Below are 15553 nucleotides of genomic sequence, written 5' to 3'. Positions count from 1 at the left end.
TAGCATGAATTGATTGCTTTTTGATGTTGTTTTGAGACTGAGTGGAAGATGCATACTTGGTACTGGCGCACTTGGGAAGGAATGTCTTATCTGACTTGTAGTCTTCTAGAAGCTTGGCCACACGGCTTTTTTACCCAAAAGTTTTGGCCTCGCTCTCCAGAAGAGTTAACTGTGGTACTACATCCAGATGCTTCAGGATATCGCTTGAAGCAGGTGCATGGCAATACTGTTCTGACGCCTTCAGAAATTTCTAGTCAGCTATCGAGTGGTGATGAACAAGAAGATAATTCTGCGTTGGCAGCTGCGGATGGTTTAATCAGCGAAGAACCGCTACAAGCTGTGTGGGTAGCATCTGCTGATTGTACACCTGTGCTCATTGCCGATGAAAAGACTGGTCAGGTAGCAGCAGTACACGCCGGATGGCGAGGTACAGCAGCAAAGATTGTGCCGCAGGCGATTGCTCGCCTCCAAACACAAGGCAGTAAGCTCACAGATTTACGAATAGCGATGGGGCCTGCGATCACAGGGGAAGTTTACCAAGTATCTACGCAAGTTGCAGCCCAAATCGGAGCTAGTATTATCTCCGATGAAGACGAAACCGTTATTGTTGAAGCATTACAAGAGCTACCCAAATCTCCTTTACTCCCCGATCCTGATCCTACAAAAGTGCGGGTGGATGTCCGACAAGTAAATTTCTTGCAGCTAGAAAATCTAGGCATCAATATAGAACAAATAGCGATCGCTCCTTACTGTACCTACCAAGCTCCAGAGCATTTCTTTTCCTATCGTCGTGACAATCTTAAAAAAGTTCAGTGGTCGGGAATTGTTAGCATTACTTCTAATCGTTGAGAATAATTTTATTATGGGATGGGTATTTTACCTGTCCCCTTGCCTGTAGGCTCTAAACACTCAATTATTACACGTAAATTGTTACCCAATCTTAAATCTTACAGTAGTTTGTCATCAGTGTAAGGTAAAAATTTAAACTAAAAACCTGATAATAATCCTGTTTTTATTCTGAACAATCGAACTCTTGATATTTATATATCTTCATAAATAATCTCTTACATATTTCATTAAAACTATATTTATTTTTATACTCAACTCATAAAATTATTAATAAAGCATCTATCAAAAGTATTGTATTTTCCAAATATCTGTAAGGTTTGATAATCTAGAGTAAAAAGTGAAAAATTACAAAATATGAGATTTTAAGGATACTAATAAATCAGTCTTAGGATAGATGCTAGATTCAAAGTAATAGTTAGATAACTATATTAATTTCAAATGGTCATTCACATTTGAAATTAATAGCTTCATAAGAATTCTTGCTGAAACCAATTTGTGAAAATCGCAAAAATTAATTAATAAACGTTGATAATCCATTAATTCTTTCGCAATCCAAATTCTGTATTTATTTGGAGTAATTTAATATGTAAATTCAAAGATTAACCAATATATTTATTGCAAACTTGTATTGCCTGGTGTACTGGGTATTACTACAGTTGTTAATGCTGAAAAATAAGTATCTCACGTTTTTATATGAGGCGATGTCTCCCGAAGAGCCGCTTTGCGTCTACGCATTTTTGATAAAACTGTCTATTCTTAGAAAATTATTAGAAAATTCTTATAAATTTCTTATTGATTTTCTATATAGTTACGGCACAAAAATACAAATCTAAAAAAAATCTTAAATCTACATCTGTTGCTGTGATTAGATGCACATCATACATAATGTTGCGAAATATAAGACCAAACCAACTATTGAAAAGCTTTAAAGATTTTGGTCAGAAATTGAGTAGAATATGAGCATGGAGAAGAAAAATGATATCTCTTTTTACGCGTTGTCTTGCAGAATTTCTTGGAACATTAGTGCTAGTTTTTGGTGGATGTGGGAGTGCTGTTTTTGCCGCAGTATTTCCTGATGCAAAAGCCAATGAATTGGGAATTGGCTTTGTAGGCGTTTCTTTGGCTTTTGGTCTTACAGTGCTAACTATGGCCTATGCAATTGGTCATATTTCGGGTTGTCATCTTAACCCGGCTGTATCATTTGGTTTGTGGGCAGGAAAACGTTTTCCAGGCTCTGAATTACTTCCATATATTATTGCCCAGGTATTAGGAGCAATAGTCGCCGCAGGGTTAATCTATTTAATTGCAACAGGTAAACAAGGCTTTACTCTTTCTGGTTCTAATCCATTAGCAACAAATGGTTTTGGAGTGCATTCTCCTGGGGGTTATTCATTAGTTGCTTGTTTCATTACAGAGGTTGTACTTACCTTCATTTTTTTAATAGTGATTTTAGGTTCAACAGATGGACGTGCTCCCAAGGGCTTTGCACCTATTGCTATTGGTTTGGCATTAACACTAATTCATTTAATTAGTATTCCAATCACCAATACATCAGTTAATCCTGCTCGCAGTACAGGCCCAGCACTTTTTGCTGGAGTAGAATTATTTAGGCAAGTATGGATGTTTTGGATTGCTCCCATCTTAGGTGCAATTTTAGCAGGATTTTTCTACTCAAAAGTTCTAGGTGAATCAGGAGAGCAAGTTGTTGGTGAGGCAGAACTGCAACTGAAATAGCCATCCCACTATATGAAAGATTAGTCGCAATGCCCAGCAATCTAGTAGTTTTATTAGCAACAAAATTGAGATTGCTGGAGCAATTTATGTCTGTCTAAATTAGAACTTATTTTTTAGTTTATGTAGTGTGTATTACGGCTATGCAAGTATTTGAGAGTTTAAGAGAATAAGAACTAGCTATAGCGCACCACCAATCACGCGGTGCGTTAGTTTCTTATAGGGACAAGTTGCTAAAAGTATTTTCATATCTTTACGTAGGAATTCTCAACATGAGGAAATCTAGATTATTTATTTTATTAGCTCTCTTAACAGCTTCTATAGTTACATTAATCAGCCTGGGAGATGGAAAGTCAACTATTGCCCAACAGACATTATCGTTTGTATCAACCAAACCACCAAGCCTTTATTACCAAGCTGCGAACGAACTCAAAGATGTTCTAAAAAAATCTGGATTTAATTTAACAATTAAAGAACAATCTCCAGGCTCCTTTCAAAACTTAATCGAACTGGGTAATGGCAGTGCGAATATGGCATTTGCTCAACAAGATGCTTTTTATCTATTACGAAATGCAGGTGATAAAAATGTTGCAAAGCTTGCTGAGAATATTCAAATTTTTGCTCCAGTCAATACTGAAACTATTCATGTTATAGTTAACAGCTCATCTGGAATCAAATCTTTTGCAGATCTCAAAGGTAAAAATGTAGGTGTTGGCCCAGAAAATTCGGGAACATATGTCAGTGCTATTTTTCTATACCAACTTCACGATATCGATGTAGTTAATGAATCCTTACTTCCAATGGAAGTTAAAGAGTCAATTGAAAAAGTGAGAACTGGAGAACTTGATGCCGCTTTTTACACTGCTGGAATTGGTAATCCTTTATTGAAAAATATTTCTGTTCAAGAAGGTGCAACACTTCAACTCTTACCAATCAACCGACAGCAATTTAAAATTCCTCAGCAGATTTATACACGTGGTAGTGTTCTTTACAATCCTGCAAAAATTCCTGCTAATACATATCCTTGGCAAAAGGAAGCCGTTAACACAGTTGCTAGTACTTCATTCATTTTTGTAAATAAATCTCTACCTTCTGAACAAGTATATAAGCTAGCAAAAGCTACCTATCCTCAAGCATCACAATTAAGAAGTAAAAATCCTTTCTGGAGTTTATTTAGTATTTCTGATGCTAACAGCCCCCGTTTCAAAGGCATAGATTATCATCCAGGTGTAAGAAATTTTCTCAAAGAACAATAAAAATTTTAAGCGGCTTCTGAAAGTAGCGACTGGTGTTACCTGGCGTGAAGGTTTCGATAGGAAGACTGAGGTAATGTACTTCACGCTTGTTAAAAGGCACTGTTTAGTGAATTTGTCTTAGATAGCTTTATGTAATACCCTAAAAATTCCAATTTGTAATTAGGGTATTTTTTTATGAAAGTTCAGAGATTTAGTTCAACCTGATTACGAAAACTAAACTAAGAGTGCTCTTTCCATTGAATTAACTGGTACAGACGCATCCACAACCCCTGTTCTTACCAAGAATAGGGAAAGGGCTTTCCAATAGTATTAGCCGTATTTTCTATTCTTTACCATTTTATTACCTCAATTTAAACTTTGATTGATAAGGTTTGGATGGTTATAAATCTAAGTTAAATCACTACCCTTTCTAAGGCTTTACACTCATACAGTATTTATAAGGTTTTTCTTCTTAGATTTTCACTAGAAGTATAAGTAAAGAGCGTCATCGCTTGGGTGAGAAATTTTTTAGTAAGTCTGTAGCAGCACTTAGTTAAAGTTACTTAATGGACAAAACCAGGAAAACCAATCAAATGCTTGTCCAACAAATGGCACACTTGATTAGCAGAACAAACCCCAAGTATAGTTGCATGACATCTGACTATTGTGAGAATTCGTCGATAGATATCCACAATCACTTCAGACATACAATTGCTTTACAAGCTCTCAACGATTTAAAAGTAATAGTAGTAGATAGCAATCTTGATTCTCTAGAATTGGTTCGATTTATTTTTGAACCATACAATACACAAGTAGTACTAGCAAAAACGACCAGTGAAGCTTTACAAAAAATTATACATTTGCAACCAAACATTCTGATTAGCGAAATTTTTTTACCTGATGAAGATGGTTATTCACTAATTCGTCAGCTTAGAAGTATTAAAGGAAAATTAGCACAAATCCCGGCTATTGCTCTCACAACACTTACCTATCAAAAGGCAATAAATCTTGTTTTTAATGCAGGTTTCTCTAATTATATGGCTAAACCATTTAATCCTGATGAATTGGTTGAATTAGTTTCAATGTTAGCTATAAAACAAGTATATGATATATTTATGCCTACTGAAGAATCTAATATTGCCTTAGTCCCTTAGTAACTGAAATCAACAGGACAATTTTGTTAGCGATCGCCTAAAATTACACAACACAAGACATGATTGATTCTATTGCTTTTGATATGCCTTGGGTGTAACTCCTGTAAGTTGACGAAAATGCTTTGTAAAATGACTTTGATTAGCAAAACCACACTGCAATGCAATATCAGTAATTGTTACTTTGCCTTGCTTCAATAATTGCTTTGCCATCTCTACTCGTTGCTGAATCACATAATGATAAGGTGTAACACCCATTGAATGCTTGAAAAGTCTCACAAAATAGAATTGACTCATAGCAACGACTCCAGCTAAGTCAGCTAATTTAATATCTTCGTTAAGATGGGTGTTAATGTACTCAAGTGCTTGTCGTAACTTGTATTTAGGTAGTCCATCATTATGAATTGATATTTGAGGTTGTTTAACACAATATTTCTTTAATAAATGAATAACTAATGTTGTTTTTAGTTGCTCAACATACAAGTTATTTCCTTTATTTATTGATTCTAGCTCATCTTTAAAAGCTAAAAATATACCTTGAAGGAGTGGGTCTTTTTTCGTTGCGAATTGAGGAATAAGTTCAATATCGTCAGGTAAATTTACTTCTGCACCTAAGCTTACTAAAAGTTTCGGATCGATTGCTAAAAACATGAATTGTACATCTTGAAACCAAAGAGAACGGTGAAGTGTACCAACAGGAATAATTGCTGTTGCTCCTACGGTTTGGTACTCGGTTTGCCTATATCCATCAAACCATCGTTCTGAAGGAGTAGAGTTGAAGGCAATACAAACAGTATGCATTGTCAGGCGGTGTTCTGGAGTATCATGACTAGGCTGGTGATGAAACTCAAAGTGAATACCGCTCCAACCAGAATTGTAACTACTAAGAATAGGTGCTTTGGGAAAGAGTTCAAATGAAGCATCTTTCTGTTGAAAATCAATTAGTAAAGTTTCTTCTTGCTCTAATTTTTGGCAACTCAGCATATAGTCACAAGCAAAATTTGGAAAGACATACATCGCACTCGCAGTCTTGCAAATTTTTAACTAAATTTTAATCAATTTTTAATTTGCAAGATATTATTGAAAACTGAAAACATAATATTATTTTTTGTTGCATATTCCCTTGATTGCAATCAAGCCGCAGATGAATTCTGAAGCAAAATTTGTAGTCGCGATCGCCTGATTTTTCCTTCTCGCTCTAAGCGAGTCAAGGCACGGGAAAGGGTTTCTGGTGTCAAACCTATATCTGCGGCAATATCCTTGAGAGGGCGATCAAAAGTCACCACTGCTTGCTCAGTAGGATCAGCTACATACCGCAAGTATCGCAGTACTCGTTCATGCGCCGCCCGAATGTGCTGTAACTCCAAGCGCACCTTTAAATCGTGAATTTTTCCGATTAGCATTGCCATAAAATCTTCAGCGAGATCAGGATAGTTATGCAATGCTGATAAAAGCGGTTGCTTTGGATAAACAATCACTCGCGAAGCTACCTCTGCTACAGCAGCACAGGGATAATTGTTTGAAAACAGCGCAATTTCCGCTAAACTTTCTCCAGAGCGAGTAATTTGAAAAGTCACTTCTTTGCCATCACTGCTATAGCGCACCAGCCTCACTCGCCCTGTTTCGACTACAAAAAAAGCAATTGCTTCGTCTCCTTGCTGAAAAAGAACTTCTCCTGGTTCTAGATCTCGATATGAAATGAGTTGCCGCAACTGTGGTGGTAAGCTATCCAGTGTTAACAAATCCATAAAATCTCCTGTGATCGCAAAAATATTTAGCCAGCTAAATAAAATTCAAAAAAGTGTAAGTTAGATACCTATGTGATTTAGTTACAAAAAAAGCATAAAAATCTCTAATTCCTTCTGACTTGAAAGAGGGTGTGGGGGTGTAAGGGAAAGAATCCTCTTTCATACTTGGTTGTGTATGAAGTTCATAGGGGCTATCTTCTGCCTTATTTTGAAGACAAATTACTACGGACTTGCAGCAGTAACCGACGAAATAAAAGTTGCTCCTCAAGAGTGAAGTCAGTCAAAATCCGCTTTTCAAAATCATGCCAAAGTTGAGTAACAGGTTCTTGAAGAGTACGCCCTGCTTCCGTCAAGAAAATTCTATAGGAACGAGCATCTTCCGGACAGCGGCAGCGCACCAATAAACCGCTTCTTTCCATCCGATTCAACATTTTGGTTAAGGTTGGGGGTTCTATTTCCATAAGCTCGACTAGTTCAGACTGAGTTAATCCGTCCTTTTCCCACAGGTACATCAGTAAAATCTCTTGCCCAAGGTAAAGCCCCAAGTTAGCTAGAGATGCACTGACTAGATTGCGATGTGCTCTAGAAACCAGCACCATCAGGTAGCCGATAGTTTCTTGCATCGGTTTAGAAGGCATAGAGCTAATTTATTTAGCCAACTAAATAAAAGTATCGCAAAAACTGACCATTTTTAGCAAGAACAGAAAAGACATAGTAGCTGTTGTTCTGTAAATTTTTATTCAAATACCTGAAGTGAGCCGACTGCATAGACATGAGTTAACAATTTACTATCCTCATCGGCTTAATATTCCTGCAAAGGTTCAGGTTGAAATTAATGAATTTACTCAACCAATCTCTAGCAAGTACCTTTGAACTCATGCTTACAGTTACTAAAAACAATCCTGTAGTAGCAGAAATAGACATATTCCCTGTCGAACCAGAACAACAGCAGTCACTGGTAGATAAATTGATAGAGGATATTAGAATCGTGTTTAAGCAACAACCAGGTTTTGTCGCTGCTGCTATACATCGCAGTCGAGATGGACAAAGAGTAGTAAACTACGTCCAGTGGAAAAGCCAAAAAGACTACGAAGCCTATATAAATAGTGAGGTGCCATTAATTTCAAGTCGGCTTTCTGCGTTTCCTGCACCAAACTCTCGTCTCTATGAAGTTTTTATCAGCGAGCCTGCTGATTAAATTGAAAAGGCAGCTATTTCGGAGGCAGCACTTCGACTACGCTCAGTAACCGGGCAGAAGGGAAACCCTATACATAAATTTTAAGGTTTCAAACAAGGACACCTTTTTTCTCGCACTACTATTTAGGCAATAAAATTATGCCAGCCAAATTAGAAGGTAAAGTGGCAATTGTTACAGGTGCTTCTCGTGGAATTGGACAGGCGATCGCCCAAAGGTTAGCCAAAGATGGTGCAACAGTTGTTATTAACTACAGGCATAGTGCCGAAGAAGCAGAAAACCTTGTCTCTACTATTGAAAGCAATGGTGGAAAGGCTTTAGCATTGCAAGCGGACATTAGCCAAGTTGCCGACATTCGCCGCTTATTTCAACAAACTTGCGATCGCTTCGGTGGATTAGATATTTTGGTTAACAATGCTGGCATTGCTAGTGCTGCAACTTTTGCTGAAGTAACAGAAGCTGATTTTGATAATGTGTTTGCCGTTAATGTTCGAGGTGTGTTGTTTGCTCTACAAGAAGCAGCGCGACGTATGAATAACGGTGGGCGCATAGTCAATGTCTCATCCAGCACTACTATTTATCCTGCCGCAGGTTTAGCTGTTTATATTGCCAGTAAAGCCGCAGTTAAATCTTTTACCGATGTTCTCGCCTTAGAGTTAGGGGTACGTGGTATTACAGTTAACAGTATTATTCCCGGCCCGACGACACCGGGAATGTTCGATAAAAGACCACCAGAAGAGCAAAAAGCCGTAGCTCTTAGTTCTCCTTTCGGTCGTATTGGGCATGCTGAAGACATTGCCGATGTCGTTGCCTTTCTGGTTAGCGAGGAGTCACGTTGGATTACCGGACAACATATTGTCGCTAATGGCGGAGCAAAATTTTAATCGCCAAGTTTTAGTTAGGAGAAGCATCTATGACATCAGCCGCTCTAGATTCAATCACTAATCTTTTTTCACCTATCCAGCTAGGGGCGCATACTTTACCCAACAGAATAGTCATGGCACCGATGACTCGCTTACGGGCAGTAGATTCAATTTCAACTAGTTTAATGGCAAGTTACTACGCTCAACGGGCATCCGCAGGATTAATTATTACTGAATGCACGATGGTATCTCCCCTGAGTAATGGATACATGAACTGTCCGGGAATATACTCTCAAGAACAGGTGGAGGCATGGAAGCAAGTTACACAAGCAGTTCATGCTCAAGGCGGAAAGATTTTCTTGCAACTATGGCATAGTGGGCGCGTGGGGCATCCTTCTTTGCTGAATGGAGAATTACCAGTTGCACCAAGTGCGATCGCTGCGGAAGGAACACTACATACACCCGTTGGCAAAGTTAATCTTGAAACACCCCGCGCTCTGGCAACCCATGAAATCCCTGCAATTGTCGAGCAGTTCCGCCAAGGAGCAGAAAATGCAATGGCAGTAGGATTTGATGGTGTCGAGTTACACGGAGCCTTTGGTTATTTAATAGATCAGTTTCTTCAAGATGGCTCTAACCAGCGTGATGATGAATATGGTGGTTCTGTTGAAAACCGCGCTCGTTTTTTACTAGAAGTAGTACAAGCTGTCAGCAGTGTATGGGGAAGCAACCGTGTTGGAATTAAGCTCTCACCCAGTAACACTTTCTACGGCATGAAAGACTCAAATCCCAAGGCAACCTTCAGCTATGCGATCGCTGCACTCAATGAATTTAATCTGGCATACATTCACTTAATGGAGCCAAATGAAGTCGATTTAGCTAATCGTGAGGTTCTCAATCCCGTCTTGCCAATTTTCCGTCCGATTTACAAAGGCACAATTATCACCAATGGCGGCTACGACAAGCTCAAAGGTAACGAGGTTTTGTCCGTCGGTGATGCCGATTTGGTTTCCTATGGCAAGCTATTCTTGGCAAATCCAGATTTACCCCAACGCTTGCAAGTAGATGCTCCCCTAAATACACCAGATCCAAAAACTTTTTACGGTTTAGGCGATAAAGATTTGGAAAAAGGTTATATCGACTATCCATTCCTAGAAGCGCAACCTGCCTAGAAATAATTACTCCACAATAGTCAAATCCTCTTTCATACTTGGTGGTGTACGAAGTTCATGGGGGCTACCTTGTTTCTTAAAAGAATCTATGCTTCTCATACTCGTAAAAAGTACATATAATATGATTTAAACAAACTCATTACGAGTACGCTTTAGCTAAAAGACTGATGTTCTAGTAGCAGTCTTTGAATGGATTCACAAGAGGGAACACAATGGATTTATCTAACTCCAATACAGCCAAGAACTTAGCCGAAGCTTTTGGTGGAGAATCAATGGCAAATCGCAAGTATTTGTTCTTTGCAGAAGTCACTCGTCAGTTGGGGATGAATGAACTTTCAAAGCTGTTTCGGGAAACGGCAAATCAAGAGACAGAACACGCTTTTGCCCACTTTCGCCTCATGCATCCAGAGTTAGTAGTGGGTGATGTGGTTTCTTTAACTGAAGAGGAAAAAAAGGCAATCGCTGCTCGTTGTTTAGAGCTAGCAATTGAAGGAGAAACCTATGAGTACACTACCATGTACCCAGGATTCACCGAGCAAGCACGTGCTGAACGAGATAACAAAGCTGTAGTCGAGTTTGAAGCACAACAAGCAGAGTCTCGCGAGCACGCTAACACATTCCGTAAAGCAGCCCATAACTTTGGTTTGTTAACACACATTGAAAATCACCACGCCCGTCAATATACGGAAGCACTCCACGTATTGCAAGGGGAAGCACCTGCTACCAAAGAAGCTAGTAGTGACCCTGCCACCCAAAAATGGATTTGTCGTCAATGTTCGATGATATACGATCCCGTAGAGGGCGATCCTGATTCTGGTATTGCTCCTGGAACACCCTTTGAAGCACTTCCTGAAGATTGGCACTGCCCAATTTGTGGCGCTAGCAAGAAAACTTTCGTTCCTTATCAGGAAACTATTGCAGCTTAGGGATAGGGGCTAGGGGAGCCAGCGCCGTGCGGAGGCTCCGCTCCGTTAAGGCGACTGGCGTGCTAGGGATAACAAAGAGACGCAGGGACGCAAAGACGCGGGGACACCGAGAATCGGAACCACGTTCTTGCCCCTCTGCTCCTCTGCCCCTGGTGCTTCTTTCCTAGTCCCTAGTTTTTAGTCACTCGAAAACTTATGAACAATTCTCATCCCAACTCCACCCTAACCAAAGCTACCCTACTGCTTGCTAGCACCCTAACTGTGATGGCAGGTGCAACGATCGCTCCTTCTCTACCTGCGATGCAAGATCAATTTGCTGACGTAGCCAATGCAGAATTCTGGGTAAAGCTGGTTTTGACGCTTCCTGCTTTATTTATCGTCATTGGTTCACCCATCGCTGGCGTAATTGTAGATCGACTGGGACGCAAACCACTACTACTGGCTGCTGCTGTACTTTATGGTTTTGCAGGTGGTTCTGGATTAATTCTCAATTCTTTGTTTGCCATTCTTGCTGGACGTGCTTTACTAGGCTTGGCAGTGGCAGGAGTAATGGTTAGCGCTACTACTTTGATTGCAGACTACTATATTGGTGCTGCCCGTGCCACGTTTATGGGTTTGCAAGCAGCCTTTATGGGGTTAGGAGGAGTACTTTTCTTATCGGCAGGTGGTTCGCTAGCAAGTGCAAATTGGCGCTTACCATTTTTAATTTATCTGTTGGCATGGCTACTAATACCTCTAATTATTTTTTGGATATACGAACCAAACCGTAGCATATCAAACATCCCATCAATTCCAGATGGTGAGGTAATTAGTGATACATCCATTCCTGTTAATTTGCTCATACTTGTCTTTGGCACTACTGTCCTCAGCCAAATCATCTTTTACCTTATTCCTGTGCAGTTACCGTTTTATCTGCGTAGTCTTACAAATGCAACACCCACAGAAAGCGGAATGGCGATCGCTTTTGCCACCCTCTTTAGCGCCTTTGCCTCCTTGGCTTACGGTAAAGTCAAAGCAAGACTAGATTTTGTCAGCATTCTACCAATCATGTTCGGATTAATGGGCATCGGCTACACCATTATTGGTTTAGTTAGTAGCTATGCACTAGTTTTATTAGGTTTAGGCTTTGCAGGTATGGGACTGGGACTGCTCATGCCTAATATGACAGTGTGGGTATCCGCAACTGTCCCTGATGCTGTGCGCGGACGTGCTTTAGGGGGGCTTTCTACATCTTTATTTTTGGGGCAATTTCTCTCACCTATTGTCAGCCAACCCATAAGTGCAAAATTCGGCTTGGGTTTGACATACTCTTTAGCAGGAGGGTTTTTGCTCGTTCTGGGAGTAGTATTGATTGCGATGAAACAACAAGTTATGGCTTTTACAGCTAGCCCCTCAAAGTAGAGAAGGAAGATGGAGATTCGTTTACTGGTACAGTTAACTTGTTCGTGGGCAAAAGATAATCTGCTTTTTGAGCAGGTAGAAGTTCCTGATATTTCCACAGACACTCTCGCTGCCGTTTTGTTAAAGGTTGAAAGATAAATGGAATTCCTGATTGAAAGCTAAACTCTCGGCATAATTTTTCATTGCTTGGATTTCTAGAAGTATAGTAAAAAGAAGCCGCCATCCGCTCTTTTGAAGGCATTTTCCCGTGATGAAATATTTTAGCAGCAGCAGCGAAAACAACTGTACCCGCAGGCCCAGTACAAGTCTTCCATTTTGAAGAAGGAATCACTTCTTCCATATGTTCATCCAAAATATTTGGCCCATATTTAAATGTACGAATAGATGGAGTCAGGCTTCGAGGAATATATTCAAAAGCACCACCTTTTTCATCAACGTCATTTAAATAAATGCTGACTCGGATAATATTACGATCGTCTTGATCTTGATGCCATATTCGCGATCCTACCTGCTGTTCATCAACAATTTCTTTGCGTAAAATTACACCATGATATGCAGGCGGAAGACCAATACAATTTTCAATAATATCAAGTAGTTGTTCGTCAAGTCCCCATAAAAATAACTCTGGATAATACATTGCGATTCTAGTTGGATTGATTGGAATGCAATGCTCAAATCCTGTACGATACTCAGTCAATCTGGGAGAATCAGGAGAAGCTTCATGCAAATCTTTGACAGCCTTCTCCATAGCATTTAAAAGTGAAACATTAGAAGAAAATGGAAGCTCTCTTAAATGAAGAACAGCAACACCTTCTCGATTAAGCTCGCGAACAATACAACGACCAATTTCAGAAATAACAGGTAACTTTCTAGCATGAGTAATTTGCTTAGTTCTGTAAATGTAAGATGAAGTAAGTTGAGCTAGCTTTCTTTCTACTTTGTTTAGAATTTTATGAATACTATAAATTTGTTTTTTCATCATATTCCTCTTTTCAAATAATTCTCAAATATAGGACTCATATTTGATTTTTGAAAAACATGTAGGATGTATGATCGCATAGCTTAACATACTATTTTCAAGGGTTAGGTGCGTTAGACTTATTTTTTAAGTAATCAAACCGGATCCCATATCATCATTAATTTAATTTATTTTTAACTGGAAGCAAACAGCTAAAACTAAAGCTTTTATATTTTGCGTATGCAATATAACTGGTAAAAGTTTACATATTAATATTTTTAGTAAAAAACTAAATTTCTCAACTTATATGCAAACTCATGGAGATAATATTCAATTAAATTCAAAATTAGAAAAATATTAAATTAGAAACTACAGTTACTATAAAAAAGGTGCTTTAAAAACTAGGTAAATTGCTATGAGGTATTTATATATAGTTGCACATGTAATATTTTATATAAATTTATGTGCTTTACCTATTCGATTTTTAAGATGATAAAAAGTGAGCTTGTTCTCATAGAATAGCTAGTTTGAGGATAGAGTAATATAAAATTATGATATAGTTACCATAAATTTTGTGTAAAAATAAATCTTCAACAATATCTATTATCGCATTCTTTTTCAAATTTGTATTACTTTCACTTTTAGCCAAGAAATTTATTTATTGGCGGTTGAAAAATCGTAATCAAACAACTGATGCAAGATGTGAACAAAGGCGTTCTTGAAGGGTAGAAATAAGATTTTTACAGAACTTCTGCCTAAGTCCTAATAGTGTGGAGGATGTGCCGCTGCTGTTGGAACTGCTGCGGATGAATTATGAACGATTAGCAAACAAAAGAGTGCAAGTTAGCTCTGAAGAATTAGTAGCGTAAGTTTATTTATGCCCACCACGATACAGAATTGGTGGGTAATCTCCACCCAAAGGATTAATCCGATAACCTTCTAATCATCTCCTGGTGCTGAAAAATTAATAGCTGCATTATCTAACACCAATATCCAATCGTTACCTCGCCCTCTTGTCGGTGGTATGAACTCTTTTGTTCCCATACTAAGTAGTTCTGCTATCTGTCTTGCAACCCCCCCGCGTGGATCATACCAATAAGCTTTTACTTTACTGCCCTTTATTTTTCCTAACTTCGCAGTAATAGGCTTTCCGGTGGGTGTATACACAAATGCAAAACTACCATCCTCCGCACAAGCAGCTCTCAAATGATCCATCCCCTCACCCACATCACCGACAATCAGAGACTGATCGGGTACTAACTTAGTAAATGGCCTAGATTCAAATAATCGCCGCAAATAGCCCATCTGGATTGCGCCAGGATGTCTTAGCGCCTTCCGCCAAGGTGTTCTCGCTGCTGAAATGGGCTTTTGGTTTGGCTCCCACATCTGCCAAATGTTATGGTTACCGTAAGTATGGCCGCAAGCTCCTGCTAGCATTGACCAGTAAGCAGCTTGCCTAACATCAAACTCATCAAACCAGCCATTCTCTGGATTCCAATCAATTGGGTGATCTTCATAGCGTGGTTCTCCATCTAGCGTTGGCTTTGGTGGATTTAAAAGATAGTTCTCTGATGTAATCTCATAATTCGGTAAATTAATAGCCTTATGACCCGATTGGAACATATTAAAATCAAGCCAATCATCATTCTCAAACCAAGTCGCGGAATTACTTCCTCCCTGTGGATGGTATGTCATTAAATGGTTGCCTCCATCCCCCTGCTTTAGTCCTTTTGCCATCGCCCGAATGATGGCAAGATGAGTATCGTTTTCCGGATTGCGATCGCCACCGAGAATCCATATAATCGGCTTATTCTGGTAACGCTTGCCAAGATATAGACCAAAAACTTCAGCATTAGTTGGAGTAAAAATTTCTGGCCCCACACCCCATTTTTTATTCCACTTATCTCCCCATGTCGGTAGCATTCCGATGTAAAGCCCCATCTCTTCGGCTTTATTTACAATGTAATCAATATGCTGAAAGTAAGCTTCATTGGGTTTGGTAGGATCGTGATTTTTTAGTGGTAGATAGCCATAAGGATTAGGTTGCTTCAGTCCATTCAATTCTGCAAGAACAACGGCTTGGATGACAGTAAATCCCTTTCTGGCACGATCATGCAAGTAGATAAGCGCCTCTTCCCGATTCAGCCGATGGAACAACTCCCAAGCTGTATCACCGAGATAGAAGAAAGGCTTACCATCCTCTTTGAATAAGTAATGCTTGTTTGGTTTCATCTTTAAGCGTTGTACTGCTTTAGTTTTTTGTGATAAAAATACGGATAAACTTATCCCAAAACATGAGCCGAGAAACACTCGTCTAGCTAAAG

General features: G+C 39.2%; 14 protein-coding genes. 9 read left to right on the top strand and 5 right to left on the bottom strand.

Translation table 11 applies throughout. The features are described 5' to 3' along the window. Positions 1-48: 48 nt before the first annotated feature. The 4 genes from pgeF to U2718_RS04080 all read left to right on the top strand — a co-directional run bounded on the left by pgeF (position 49) and on the right by U2718_RS04080 (position 4969). Positions 49-849, top strand: a complete 801-nt coding sequence (pgeF, locus tag U2718_RS04095) for a peptidoglycan editing factor PgeF (RefSeq protein ID WP_341995337.1) — start codon at positions 49-51, stop codon at positions 847-849. Positions 850-1824: 975 nt separating this feature from the next. Next, positions 1825-2583 carry an aquaporin Z gene (aqpZ, locus tag U2718_RS04090; RefSeq protein WP_341995335.1) on the top strand — a complete coding sequence of 253 codons (759 nt, stop codon included), beginning with the start codon at positions 1825-1827 and terminating at the stop codon, positions 2581-2583. Between the two features lie 269 nt (positions 2584-2852). Continuing rightward, positions 2853-3836 (top strand): TAXI family TRAP transporter solute-binding subunit, encoded by a 984-nt coding sequence (locus U2718_RS04085; RefSeq protein WP_341995333.1) that lies wholly within the window; start codon positions 2853-2855, stop codon positions 3834-3836. A 572-nt stretch (positions 3837-4408) separates the two neighbouring features. Then, positions 4409-4969 (top strand): response regulator, encoded by a 561-nt coding sequence (locus U2718_RS04080; RefSeq protein ID WP_341995331.1) that lies wholly within the window; start codon positions 4409-4411, stop codon positions 4967-4969. Positions 4970-5038: 69 nt separating this feature from the next. Here U2718_RS04080 and U2718_RS04075 read toward each other — a convergent pair whose 3' ends face one another. The 3 genes from U2718_RS04075 to U2718_RS04065 form a co-directional block, all read right to left on the bottom strand. Beyond that, positions 5039-5950: an AraC family transcriptional regulator gene (locus U2718_RS04075; protein ID WP_341995329.1), complete on the bottom strand. Its 912-nt coding sequence runs from the start codon at positions 5948-5950 to the stop codon at positions 5039-5041. A 149-nt stretch (positions 5951-6099) separates the two neighbouring features. Continuing rightward, positions 6100-6714: a Crp/Fnr family transcriptional regulator gene (locus tag U2718_RS04070; RefSeq protein ID WP_341995327.1), complete on the bottom strand. Its 615-nt coding sequence runs from the start codon at positions 6712-6714 to the stop codon at positions 6100-6102. 203 nt (positions 6715-6917) lie between these two features. Then, a complete protein-coding gene (locus U2718_RS04065) occupies positions 6918-7352 on the bottom strand; it encodes a MarR family transcriptional regulator (protein ID WP_341995325.1) in 435 nt (144 codons plus the stop codon). A gap of 197 nt (positions 7353-7549) precedes the next feature. On the opposite strand from U2718_RS04065, the gene U2718_RS04060 reads away from it, so the two are divergent. The 5 genes from U2718_RS04060 (at position 7550) to U2718_RS04040 (ending at position 12271) form a co-directional block, all read left to right on the top strand. After that, complete coding sequence (locus tag U2718_RS04060; protein ID WP_341995323.1) at positions 7550-7912, top strand: antibiotic biosynthesis monooxygenase family protein; 363 nt, start codon at positions 7550-7552, stop codon at positions 7910-7912. A gap of 137 nt (positions 7913-8049) precedes the next feature. Then, entirely contained in the window at positions 8050-8793 is a 744-nt protein-coding gene (locus U2718_RS04055; protein WP_341995321.1) for a glucose 1-dehydrogenase, read from the top strand. Positions 8794-8822: 29 nt separating this feature from the next. Beyond that, the gene (locus U2718_RS04050) at positions 8823-9944 is read left to right on the top strand and encodes an alkene reductase (RefSeq protein WP_341995319.1); all 1122 of its coding nucleotides are present in this window, start codon (positions 8823-8825) and stop codon (positions 9942-9944) included. Positions 9945-10156: 212 nt separating this feature from the next. Then, positions 10157-10870 (top strand): rubrerythrin family protein, encoded by a 714-nt coding sequence (locus U2718_RS04045; RefSeq protein WP_341995317.1) that lies wholly within the window; start codon positions 10157-10159, stop codon positions 10868-10870. A gap of 195 nt (positions 10871-11065) precedes the next feature. After that, the gene (locus U2718_RS04040) at positions 11066-12271 is read left to right on the top strand and encodes an MFS transporter (RefSeq protein ID WP_341995313.1); all 1206 of its coding nucleotides are present in this window, start codon (positions 11066-11068) and stop codon (positions 12269-12271) included. On the opposite strand, the gene U2718_RS04035 is transcribed toward U2718_RS04040, so the two are convergent. Next, complete coding sequence (locus U2718_RS04035; RefSeq protein WP_341995311.1) at positions 12255-13253, bottom strand: hypothetical protein; 999 nt, start codon at positions 13251-13253, stop codon at positions 12255-12257. The two genes, U2718_RS04040 and U2718_RS04035, sit on opposite strands and share 17 nt — an antisense overlap. A gap of 915 nt (positions 13254-14168) precedes the next feature. After that, entirely contained in the window at positions 14169-15461 is a 1293-nt protein-coding gene (locus U2718_RS04030; RefSeq protein ID WP_341995309.1) for a glycoside hydrolase family 140 protein, read from the bottom strand. Between the last annotated feature and the right edge of the window lie 92 nt (positions 15462-15553).

Origin of the sequence: Chlorogloeopsis sp. ULAP02, from assembly GCF_038404745.2 — a bacterium.
Taxonomy (GTDB): domain Bacteria; phylum Cyanobacteriota; class Cyanobacteriia; order Cyanobacteriales; family Nostocaceae; genus Chlorogloeopsis.
This window is presented reverse-complemented; position numbering and strand designations above follow the sequence as displayed.

Coding starts and splice junctions, on each gene's coding strand:
- pgeF (WP_341995337.1), top strand. CDS start 49: ATGCATACTTGGTACTGGCGCACTTGGGAAGGAATGTCTTATCTGACT.
- aqpZ (WP_341995335.1), top strand. CDS start 1,825: ATGATATCTCTTTTTACGCGTTGTCTTGCAGAATTTCTTGGAACATTA.
- U2718_RS04085 (WP_341995333.1), top strand. CDS start 2,853: ATGAGGAAATCTAGATTATTTATTTTATTAGCTCTCTTAACAGCTTCT.
- U2718_RS04080 (WP_341995331.1), top strand. CDS start 4,409: ATGCTTGTCCAACAAATGGCACACTTGATTAGCAGAACAAACCCCAAG.
- U2718_RS04075 (WP_341995329.1), bottom strand. CDS start 5,950: ATGCTGAGTTGCCAAAAATTAGAGCAAGAAGAAACTTTACTAATTGAT.
- U2718_RS04070 (WP_341995327.1), bottom strand. CDS start 6,714: ATGGATTTGTTAACACTGGATAGCTTACCACCACAGTTGCGGCAACTC.
- U2718_RS04065 (WP_341995325.1), bottom strand. CDS start 7,352: ATGCCTTCTAAACCGATGCAAGAAACTATCGGCTACCTGATGGTGCTG.
- U2718_RS04060 (WP_341995323.1), top strand. CDS start 7,550: ATGAATTTACTCAACCAATCTCTAGCAAGTACCTTTGAACTCATGCTT.
- U2718_RS04055 (WP_341995321.1), top strand. CDS start 8,050: ATGCCAGCCAAATTAGAAGGTAAAGTGGCAATTGTTACAGGTGCTTCT.
- U2718_RS04050 (WP_341995319.1), top strand. CDS start 8,823: ATGACATCAGCCGCTCTAGATTCAATCACTAATCTTTTTTCACCTATC.
- U2718_RS04045 (WP_341995317.1), top strand. CDS start 10,157: ATGGATTTATCTAACTCCAATACAGCCAAGAACTTAGCCGAAGCTTTT.
- U2718_RS04040 (WP_341995313.1), top strand. CDS start 11,066: ATGAACAATTCTCATCCCAACTCCACCCTAACCAAAGCTACCCTACTG.
- U2718_RS04035 (WP_341995311.1), bottom strand. CDS start 13,253: ATGATGAAAAAACAAATTTATAGTATTCATAAAATTCTAAACAAAGTA.
- U2718_RS04030 (WP_341995309.1), bottom strand. CDS start 15,461: ATGAAACCAAACAAGCATTACTTATTCAAAGAGGATGGTAAGCCTTTC.